Source organism: Streptococcus oralis (genome assembly GCF_001075875.1).
GTDB classification, from domain to species: Bacteria; Bacillota; Bacilli; order Lactobacillales; family Streptococcaceae; genus Streptococcus; species Streptococcus oralis_I.
Window position 1 is genome coordinate 1 of sequence record NZ_JUOS01000109.1, and the last position, 9594, is coordinate 9594.

Below are 9594 nucleotides of genomic sequence, written 5' to 3' on the forward strand. Positions count from 1 at the left end.
TGATGAAATCAGCGTAGTAGAGCCCACTCAACCACTGCGTCTTGCTCGACAATCCAAAGAAAATTGAGAGGCTAGAACTTTTATCCCAACCTCTTCCTCTAATCATCTATTCTCAATTAATTCTTCTACTTAAAGCATTGGCGCAAACAACTGGGTCACTTCTTTTATCAACATTTGATACCAAGTAGGCTTGATTGTTCCAGGAAAAATTTCTTGCGACTCTTCAAAAATTTCTTTAAAATCATTGCGAATAGTTGCAATGGATGGTGTTTCATACAATAAAACTGCATTTTCATAGTGGTGAACCAAGCTGCGATAATCAAGGTTTATGGTTCCAACAACCGCAAATCGATCATCAACAATCATTTGCTTACTATGGATAAAACCAGGAGTATACTCATAGATACGTACACCAGCAGATAAAAGATCAGGATAAGACCCTCTAGTTACTAACTGGATGAGCTTTTTATCTGGGATAAATGGAGTTATAATTCTCACATCTACACCTCGCATGGCTGCATTTTTTATATCCTCTGTCAAATCATAATCAATAATGAGATAAGGCGTGGTGATATAGACAAAATCTTCCGCTTGATTAATCAGATTTTGATAGACAATTTTACCCACCTTCATCTGGTAGATTGGTTTCGGTCCACTGCCATAAGGGATACAAAGACCACTACCAGACCGTGTCTGATTTTCCAAATGATACTGATCAAAGTCACTGATTTCTCCACGGTTGATGTACCAGTTCATGAGAAATAGTCTGGTGAAGGCTTGAGTCGCCGGACCATCTATACGAATCCCACTATCTTTCCAGTGTCCAAAACGTTCAATCTGATTGATGTATTCGTCTGCAAGGTTGATCCCACCAGTGTAGGAAATCTGCCCATCAATAACCAAGATTTTACGGTGGTCACGGTTATTATAGGCCACCGTCATACGAGGAATCACCTTATTAAACTTATGAGCATCAATTCCTTTAGAACGCAAATGAACCGTATAATCTCCAGGCAAAGTCACCATACAACCAATATCGTCGTAGAGCATCTTAACCTCAACTCCCTGGGCTACCTTTTCTTCCAGAATCTCGAGCATACTATCCCACATTAACCCCTCTTCGACAATGTAGTATTCTAGAAAAATAAATTTTTTAGCTCTCTTTAGATCCTCCAGCATCTGATGCCACATTTCTTCTCCATTTGCGAAAAATTGTGAATCCGTATGCTCATAGACTTCCGCATTGCTATCCATATGTAGCAAAGCGTTGATAATCCCGTAGGCAGATTTATCTGTTTCTTGTAGGTTCTGATGAAGACTATCTTCATGCTTCTCTTGTAAAGTAATCGAACGCAATTCTCTGAGTTGTTTCAGCTCTTTTTTTGATAGTCGGCGCTCACCAAACATGATATAAAGTAATGGACCAAACACAGGCACAAAGGTCACAATCAACCAAGTCACCTTGCTCTCTGGCGACATGGAACGATTGACAATCGCTATAACGGTTGCTACGCTGATCAAAAATACAAGAGCAACCCAAACAAGAGGAGCAATCTGACTCATGTAAAGAATGACTGCAAAAACTACAAATAATTCTATCAGAATTATCGCAATGCTAAAACCATACTTGGACATCAATAGTCGCAATTTTCTAGTTCCCATAACTCCCCCTCAATTTCTAAGTCTACTCCCTAATTTAACATCTGAAAACGCTTGTTACCTTCTAGTATACTTAGTTTAGAAGAACTTAGCAAGTCTTTTCTGTTTAGGCCGATAGTTCTCCAACTGAGGTGAACAATAAAAAGCAGGCCACATACATGCCTGCTCTTATATTACAATTTTAATGCCAACATATTGACCGTCATACCAGCTGCAGTTCCCATCAAGAAGATAGTATCTCCTTCTTTTACATAGCCATGATCGAGTGCATAGGCTAAACCAAAAGGTACCGCAACTGAAACCATATTTCCATAATCCGTAACGAGATTAAGGTACTTGTCTTCATCTACACCCAGTTTTCCCATGACCAAAGGAAGAGCGCGACTAGCTTGGTGGGGAATAATATAGTCTACAGCATCTTTAGAAATGCCTGATTTCTCTTGGAATTCTTGGAACATTTCTGGGATGACACGAGCAGAAAGCAAGAGAATTTTCTTGCCTTTCATATCAAACATAAAATTTGTCTTGGTCTCTTCAGAGTATTCTTTAGGTTGATATGAAGTCAAGCCTCCACGAATCTCTGTATCGTGAGCTCCCTCTGACCAAGTACGTTGAAGGCTTGCTATCACTCCCTTATCCTTATCACTTGATTGGAAAATGAAGGCAGCCGCTCCATCACTAAAGAGTTCATAGCTTTCTTTTTGCTTTGGATTGAGTCCCAAGCTACCAACTTCACTAGATACAATCAAAACACGACGGTATTCCCCAGCTTCAATCAAATGTGACATGGTTGATAAAGCAGAGATAAAACTTGTACAAGTCGTATTGATATCCATAGCTGGGATAGAGAGCCCTTTTGCAACACGTTCATGAATCAAAGCTGCCGTACAAGGAATCGGCTGAACACCAACCGCACTAGCTGATACCAGGCAATCAATGTCTTTCATACTCAAATTTGCATTTTCAAGTGCAGCTTGGATAGCTGCTTCTGCCAAATCTAGTTGCGTTTCTTCATTTTCAACCACACGATGACGGGTCTGGTCTTTAAATTGCACCGTATTTTTTGGAAGGCAGACTCCATAACCTGCAATTTCTACATGTCTTTTTACTTCTGTCATAATTTTTTGTCCTTTCATAAACGTTGGATACGTTTGAGCTTACGACTTGTATCCCAATGATAATCTGAAAATTGTATTTCAGGTTCTTTAAACTCTTTTTGTTGCGCCAAAAGTCGAAACTGCTCTGTAATCGTTGTTTCTACTTGCTCATCTCTTCGACTCAAACAAACTTCCACTAGCTTCTCAGAATGTTGTTTGACTTGATAATCTCCAACATTCTCCACAAAGAGAATGCAACGTCTGATAAAGTCAGGATAAATCGTTACCTGACCTCCATCTTGTCCATCAAAATAGAAGATGTCGTCAGAACGCCCTTCGACCTTGTCAATCCTTGTGTAATGAGACCCACATGGACAGGGTTCAGGATTTTCAACCAAGATATCGTTGAGTTGATAGCGATAAACAGGCTGACTGCTCCGCTTAAAATCAGTAATGACTGGATAAAAACGTCGGTCATCCAAGTAGTTCTTTTCCACAAAGATGACGTCTTCATTAAGATGCAGATTCCCAGCTAAGCAAGTACAAGCTAGAAAACCTTCTGTTGCTTGATAGACCTGGTCAATAACTGGTAGTGCAAAAGCCGCAGAAATCCGTTCTCTGTCAGTATCTTCCAAGATTTCAGCCACCGAAACGATTTTTTGTGGACGAATCCTTAATTCTCCTATCTTTAGGCGCTTACCCAATTCAATCAACATCGAAGCAGGCGCCACCACGATGGTCGGTTGATAATTGTTGAGGCGCTCGATATGCTCATCTGTATTCTTGAAAATATCAAAGTATTCTAAACGTATAAGTGCCGTATTGATGGTCTGATACAATTCATTATCCGCTCTGAGGAAAAAGGCTATACGGTGTCCAAAAAGGTGACCTTTGGGCAACATCTTTGCCAAGATAGCCGCTGCCCACATACTTCGTTCTTTTTCAGTTGTGATAAAAAGTCCTCGGTGTCCAGATGTTCCCGAAGACAGCCCAACAGCTATTTCTCCTTTGAGTTCTGTAAAATTTCGAGTCTTTTCACTTTCGATGGCCAAAGCTAAGGCCTCATCTCTATCCACTCCTTGAGTATTAAGTTCATTGAAATGCGTCATCATAAAAGCTTTATCCATATGGTCAAAGTCGTGAGGCACACCATTTTTAAAATAAGGTGATTCACGTTTTAGAAATTCCATATAGGCATCTAGTTGCTTTTTCTGATAGCTTTCTAAGGCTTCTCGAGACTTAAAATTATGAAGCCAACGAGTCTGGATAAAAGTTTTAAGAAAGGTTATTTTTTTCATACAAAATCCGCTCAATCCTTTCTACAGGGTCATGGCTGACAAGCGCTTCTATACCATCATTTAACATCTCTTCCAGCAACTCTGTTCCTTTGATATAGTCAGCCTTGCTATCTTGAACCAAGGAAGGAATCAGATGCATCTGTTTCGTATAGGGTAAGAGGTCAATTCCCCAACAAAGATCCGCTGCGATAAAGAGATGATAATCTGGAATAAAGAGGCAGGCTTGGCCCTTAGCATGCCCATCAATAGAAGCAACGAGGATACTTCCGTCTCCAAACAAATCATAGGTAGGACGGTAAGAGAAGTTGGAGTTTTGCTGATCTGTCTTGATGACTGTCAATCTTTCCTCGAAGTCACTCGGCAAAAATTCTTTAAAAATTAAATCTTTTAGTTTTGGTTTCTTGTAAACATCGTACACTTCCTGGGTTAGGATAAAGCTTGCGTTCGGAAAGAAACTAGCCCCTCCTAAATGATCTGGATGTAGATGAGACAGCAGGACATAATTAATTTCTTCTGGTTTAATTCCTTTAGCCTTCAGCAAATGCGAAATCTGATCCTGCTCTGTCATTTGAACGGGCGTCCCCAAGCGATATAAAGCATATCTTAGTTTTGTCTTAATATCGTAGTGATAGCCAGTATCATAAAGTACATAGCCCTTATCCCTATGTTTGATTAAAAAGACGCCTGCTGGGAAAGTCATCTTTCTATTCTTGACACCTTTAAAGAGCAAACCGGCATAACTCGTACAACATCCCGCTGGGAAATACTCAATGCTTTCGATAATCTTGGACATATTGTTCAATCCCTTCTGAAATACTAATTTTCGGACGATACCCCAATTCCCTCTGAGCCTTGCTAATATCTAGAGTTTGACTATAACGAAGTAGATAATAGGTATATCGTGTTAAAGGTGGCTCCCCTTTAAAGTGCAAGGTCTTGTATAGAAATTCTAAACTACTTGCAATTCCTGATAAGAGAGATGCTGGAATTTTTCTATATTTGATTGGATAACCCAGACCTATCAAACTTTCCTCTAGCAAATCTCTAAAAGCCCTCGGCTCACCATTAGTAATGTTAAAAACCTCACCTTTGGCTTCTGGAGCTTCTAAGGCTAACCGAATTGCCAGAGCAACATTTTCCACACAAGTCATGTCCATGAGCTGACGCCCATCCCCAATCAAAGGAATGCCAATTTTTTGACTAAGATTGATCACCCGTGGCAAGATGTTAGTATCTCCAATCCCAAACAGTCCCCGAGGCCTCAAGATAACACTAGGAACATCTGGATAATCCTTAAAGAGTCTCTCCGAAGCCAATTTGCTACGGATATAATTATTGAGATTATTTCCCTCTGGAGCATCACTTTCTTTGATCCCTAGTTGATCTTTTGGAGCAGCATAGATGCTTGGTGAGGAAACATAGACTAAACGCTGAATACCTGTTTGGCGACATGCCTCGAGAACATATTTGGTTCCTAAAACATTGGCCTGATAAAAATCTTCCCAGGGACCCCAAACTGTTGACAGAGCTCCCGCATGAACGACCATATCCATCCCCTTGCAAGCTTCTACTACATCCTCAGCTTTGGTCAGATCTCCCTGAAAAAAACTAACCGAAGAATTCTCTAAAGAGCGACCAACCTGACTATTTCTACCAAAGGCTCTTACTTGATAACCATGTTCTACTAGTTCTTCTACTACATATTTACCCAAGAAACCAGTGGCTCCTGTAACTAATACTTTTTTCATCATTCTTTCTCCTTATCTGCTAACAGACGGTGGATTTCGCTTTCCAAAATTTCTGTTGGATGATAGGATTGTACGACTTGGCGGAGATTCTCCAATTCTGTCCAATTTTCTTTAGCCAATAGCCTATCAAAGGCCTGCCCAATCTCCTTGCTATTATTTCTTTTAGCTGTATAAGCAACACCCGCTTCCACACCCCGAACAGCATAATCAAATTGGTCGTAGTCATGAGGCAAAATCAAAGCTGGTTTACCATAAATGATACACTGATAAAAAATCCCAGCTCCACCATGATGAATCACATAATCCATCTGAGGAATGTATTCTTTGTAAGGAAGATAAGAAACAAGGGACAGATTCTCCATCAGATTATCACACTGAAAAGGTTCTCCACCAACTCCACGAGTCACAAAAAAGTGAAAATCAGGATGCGCTTTGGCTAGTTGCTTCGCTTGAAAGATTAGATTATCTTTGGCCCATGCCAGTTGTGTCCCACAAGTTACCAAAACCTTTTTTCGATTAGGGAAAACCGACAAATCTAATGGATAATCCTCTCCAGCCTCTACTGAAGCACCTGAAGGTCCCACCCATTTATAGTGTTTTGGGAATCCTTTTTTTAACTCTACTTCTTTCATCCCAATACCTAAGATAGAATAGGGAGAATAAATAGTTTCTTGGCCTTTCTGATTGTAAAGTTTAAAATGATAACGCCTTAAGCGGTCTCGTAATAAAAAAGTTACTATCCGTTTTCCCAAACGCGTTATTTTTCTCCCAAGAAACTGTTCTAGAACCTGCCAACTATTCTGGGGAGCCCCCATACCTCCAAAGAAACAAGGAGGTCCCTCTGTCGTCTCAATCGCAAACTGGGTCGCCATAGTTGTTATCCACGGAATTCCCATCTGCTCAGCTACAAGTCCGCCAGATAGGGTGATAAAGTCCACTATGACAATATCCGGACGATGATTTGTCCATTCTTGGATTAATTGGTCCGAAACTAGGTTTATCAAATCAAGACTAGCAGACAACTGCCGATAGGCTGAAAAAATTCCTAACTGCTCCTTATTGTTGGCAGCTTTTTCAAATTCCTTTACGTGTCCTTCTAAAATGGGAAGAACTTGAAAACCAACCGCCTCTGCAACAGCCTTTTTCTGGGGACCTGTAAATAAACGTATCTCATACTGAGGATTTTGTAATAGTGGTGCAAGTAAATTCATGGTTGGATACAAATGTCCACTTAAAGGAACAATCACAACATCGATATTGATTTTCTTCATAATCCTAGCATATCAAATTTTCCAAAAAAGAACTATCACGAGGATAGTTCTTCTTAAATATTATTGGTTTTAAATCATAGGAATAGTATTTGATTCCCTAGTACATTATTTAAATATTCGGGAGGAATTCACAATGTAAGAATCTTAAATTTACTATCCCTAAAAAATTCCAAAGTAGCTCTCCTTAGAACAATTCCTTATAGAAAGCAATGGTTTCTTCCAAAGTTGGCATGAATGGATTACCTGGTGCACAAGCATCAATCAAGGCATTCTTAGAAAGGTATTCAAAGTCAAAGTCTTTTTCTTCGATACCAAGTTCTGTAAGTTTCTTAGGAATACCGACAGTTTCAGAAAGTTTTTCAATTTCAGAAATAGCATAAGCAGCACATTCTTCATCTGATTTTCCTTCGATTTGCATACCCAAGGCCTTAGCAACATTACGGAAGGCTACAGGTACACGTTTGGCATTTTCACGCTCAACAACTGGCAAAAGCATGGCACAGCAAACGCCATGAGGCAAGTTATAGACAGCACCCAATTGGTGAGCCATTGAGTGAACATAGCCGAGTCCAGCATTGTTAAAGCTCATTCCTCCAAGGAAGATAGCATTAACCATACCTTCACGAGCTTCGATGTCGTGACCGTTTTCTACTGCACGTGGAAGATATTCTTTGATTAGCTCGATAGCTCCGATAGAGAGTTTCTTAGTCACATCATAAGCACCTGGTGTTACCAAAGCTTCAACAGCGTGAGTAAGAGCATCCATACCAGTAGCAGCAGTCAAAGCTTGAGGTTTTGAAACCATCAATTCAGGGTCATTAACAGAGATAAGAGCAAGGCTGTTCTTATCAACCATTACCATTTTAACCTTACGTTCTTCATCAGTGATAACGTAGTTGATAGTAATTTCTGCTGATGTACCTGCAGTAGTATTGATAGCTACAACAGGAAGACCTTTTTGAGCAGACTTATGCAAACCTTCGTAATCCTGTGGCTTACCGCCATTGGTAGCGATTACAGAAATACAACTAGCTGCATCCTGTGGAGAGCCACCACCGACAGAGATGATAAAGTCACAGTTATGCTCTTTCAAAGCAGCGACCCCATCCATGACATTTTTACAAGTAGGGTTCGGTTCAACATCACTAAAGATAACGTAAGCAATCCCTTCATCATCTAAAGGTTTTAAAATTTTTGGCAAGATATCACTTGATTCGATATACTTATCTGTCACCAAAAGAGCTTTAGTATAGCCCAACTCCTTAACATAAGGACCAACTTCATTTACCACACCTTTACCAATAAGGTTGACTGCTGGAACGTAAAATGTTGCCATATTTTTTCCTCCTTGCGTTTTTCACGCTTTATATTTAGGTTAATTATATAATATATTTCCTATATTTTCAAACATTTGTGATTTTTTTAACAAATAAATCGCAAAGGAAGGGAGTGGGAAGCCCCACATCCCCCTTATTTTTTTTACAAAACGCCTTTTTTCAGGATAATATTTCCATAAAGAGCACTTTCTCCAGTTTGAATCACTAAATAAGCTTTCTCTGCCTGATCGTAAAATTCAAAACTTTCAAACTCTTTGATAGATGCACCTGTATGATACTTGCCTAGTAAGGTTTTATATTCATCCCAAATAACTGGAATCGTTGGGTCCCCTGGTACAACATGCATAAGGCCTGCTTGATAGTCACTGTATGTATCGAGAGGGAGTAGTTGCAAAATAGCATCCAAGATCACAGGAACTCCATGACCATCACAACGAACAACGCGTTGTCCGATCCTGTGAGCTGGGAAATTTGCATCAGCTATGACCAACTCATCTCCATGTCCCATCTCCATTAGATACTTAACTAGCTCTGGGCTAATAATTTTAGGAATATTCTTTAACATTTACTCTCCCTTCTCTACTAATGACTTGAAAAACTGTTGACTAGTTTCGACATTATCCAAATCTTCTACTGCATAACTTTTCAGTAATTCTGATTGTCGAATGAGATTTTGTGCTTCCTCTCTTGACTGAACAATTCCCAAAGTTAACAATTGAGACAAAACATTTATGCGAGATTCTTTGGTAAGACTATAATTAAAACTAAAGTATATAATTCCTTTCATACTAAAACGAGTATTTAACAAGATACATATTTTTTCCTTATATAAAAATCACCGATTCAACCCATTATGATTGAATCGGTGATATATTTCATTTCTTACTAAAATTTTGTGTTCCTAATACAGTTAAGGACTATTCCAGAGTTAATAATACGACAACAATAGAGTCCATAATTCAAAAAGTTGTTTTATCCCTTGCTAAAATATCAAAAATGAGAGGCCCCGATGGAGTCCTTTCAAATTGAAATTCATTCATCATTCTACAGCAGTTGACACAGTGAAAAAAAGATTCATAACAAGTAAAAAAAGAACAACTAGTGTTCTTACTCATGTAACATTTATCGGGAAGACAGGATTCGAACCTGCGACACCTTGGTCCCAAACCAAGTACTCTACCAAG

Annotated in this window: 9 protein-coding genes; all 9 read right to left on the reverse strand. The window is 39.4% G+C overall.

Annotated features, from left to right (window positions below):
• Positions 1–129 precede the first annotated feature (129 nt).
• Positions 130–1662, reverse strand: coding sequence for a cardiolipin synthase (gene cls / locus ADM33_RS06340; protein ID WP_049503849.1), 1533 nt, complete (start codon positions 1660–1662; stop codon positions 130–132).
• A gap of 170 nt (positions 1663–1832) precedes the next feature.
• Positions 1833–2777 carry a 3-oxoacyl-[acyl-carrier-protein] synthase III C-terminal domain-containing protein gene (locus tag ADM33_RS06345; protein ID WP_049503859.1) on the reverse strand — a complete coding sequence of 315 codons (945 nt, stop codon included), beginning with the start codon at positions 2775–2777 and terminating at the stop codon, positions 1833–1835.
• A 14-nt stretch (positions 2778–2791) separates the two neighbouring features.
• Positions 2792–4054 carry a F390 synthetase-related protein gene (locus tag ADM33_RS06350; RefSeq protein WP_049503850.1) on the reverse strand — a complete coding sequence of 421 codons (1263 nt, stop codon included), beginning with the start codon at positions 4052–4054 and terminating at the stop codon, positions 2792–2794.
• Positions 4032–4847, reverse strand: coding sequence for an MBL fold metallo-hydrolase (locus ADM33_RS06355; protein WP_049503852.1), 816 nt, complete (start codon positions 4845–4847; stop codon positions 4032–4034). Before ADM33_RS06355 ends, ADM33_RS06350 begins: the two co-directional genes overlap by 23 nt.
• Entirely contained in the window at positions 4822–5802 is a 981-nt protein-coding gene (locus ADM33_RS06360) for an NAD-dependent epimerase/dehydratase family protein (RefSeq protein WP_049503861.1), read from the reverse strand. Before ADM33_RS06360 ends, ADM33_RS06355 begins: the two co-directional genes overlap by 26 nt.
• Entirely contained in the window at positions 5802–7073 is a 1272-nt protein-coding gene (locus ADM33_RS06365; protein WP_049503853.1) for a glycosyltransferase, read from the reverse strand. Before ADM33_RS06365 ends, ADM33_RS06360 begins: the two co-directional genes overlap by 1 nt.
• A 184-nt stretch (positions 7074–7257) precedes the next feature.
• Entirely contained in the window at positions 7258–8409 is a 1152-nt protein-coding gene (locus ADM33_RS06370) for an iron-containing alcohol dehydrogenase (RefSeq protein ID WP_049503855.1), read from the reverse strand.
• Between the two features lie 143 nt (positions 8410–8552).
• Positions 8553–8975: an RbsD/FucU family protein gene (locus ADM33_RS06375; protein WP_049503856.1), complete on the reverse strand. Its 423-nt coding sequence runs from the start codon at positions 8973–8975 to the stop codon at positions 8553–8555.
• Positions 8976–9197, reverse strand: coding sequence for a hypothetical protein (locus tag ADM33_RS06380; protein WP_049503858.1), 222 nt, complete (start codon positions 9195–9197; stop codon positions 8976–8978).
• Positions 9198–9594: the final 397 nt, after the last annotated feature.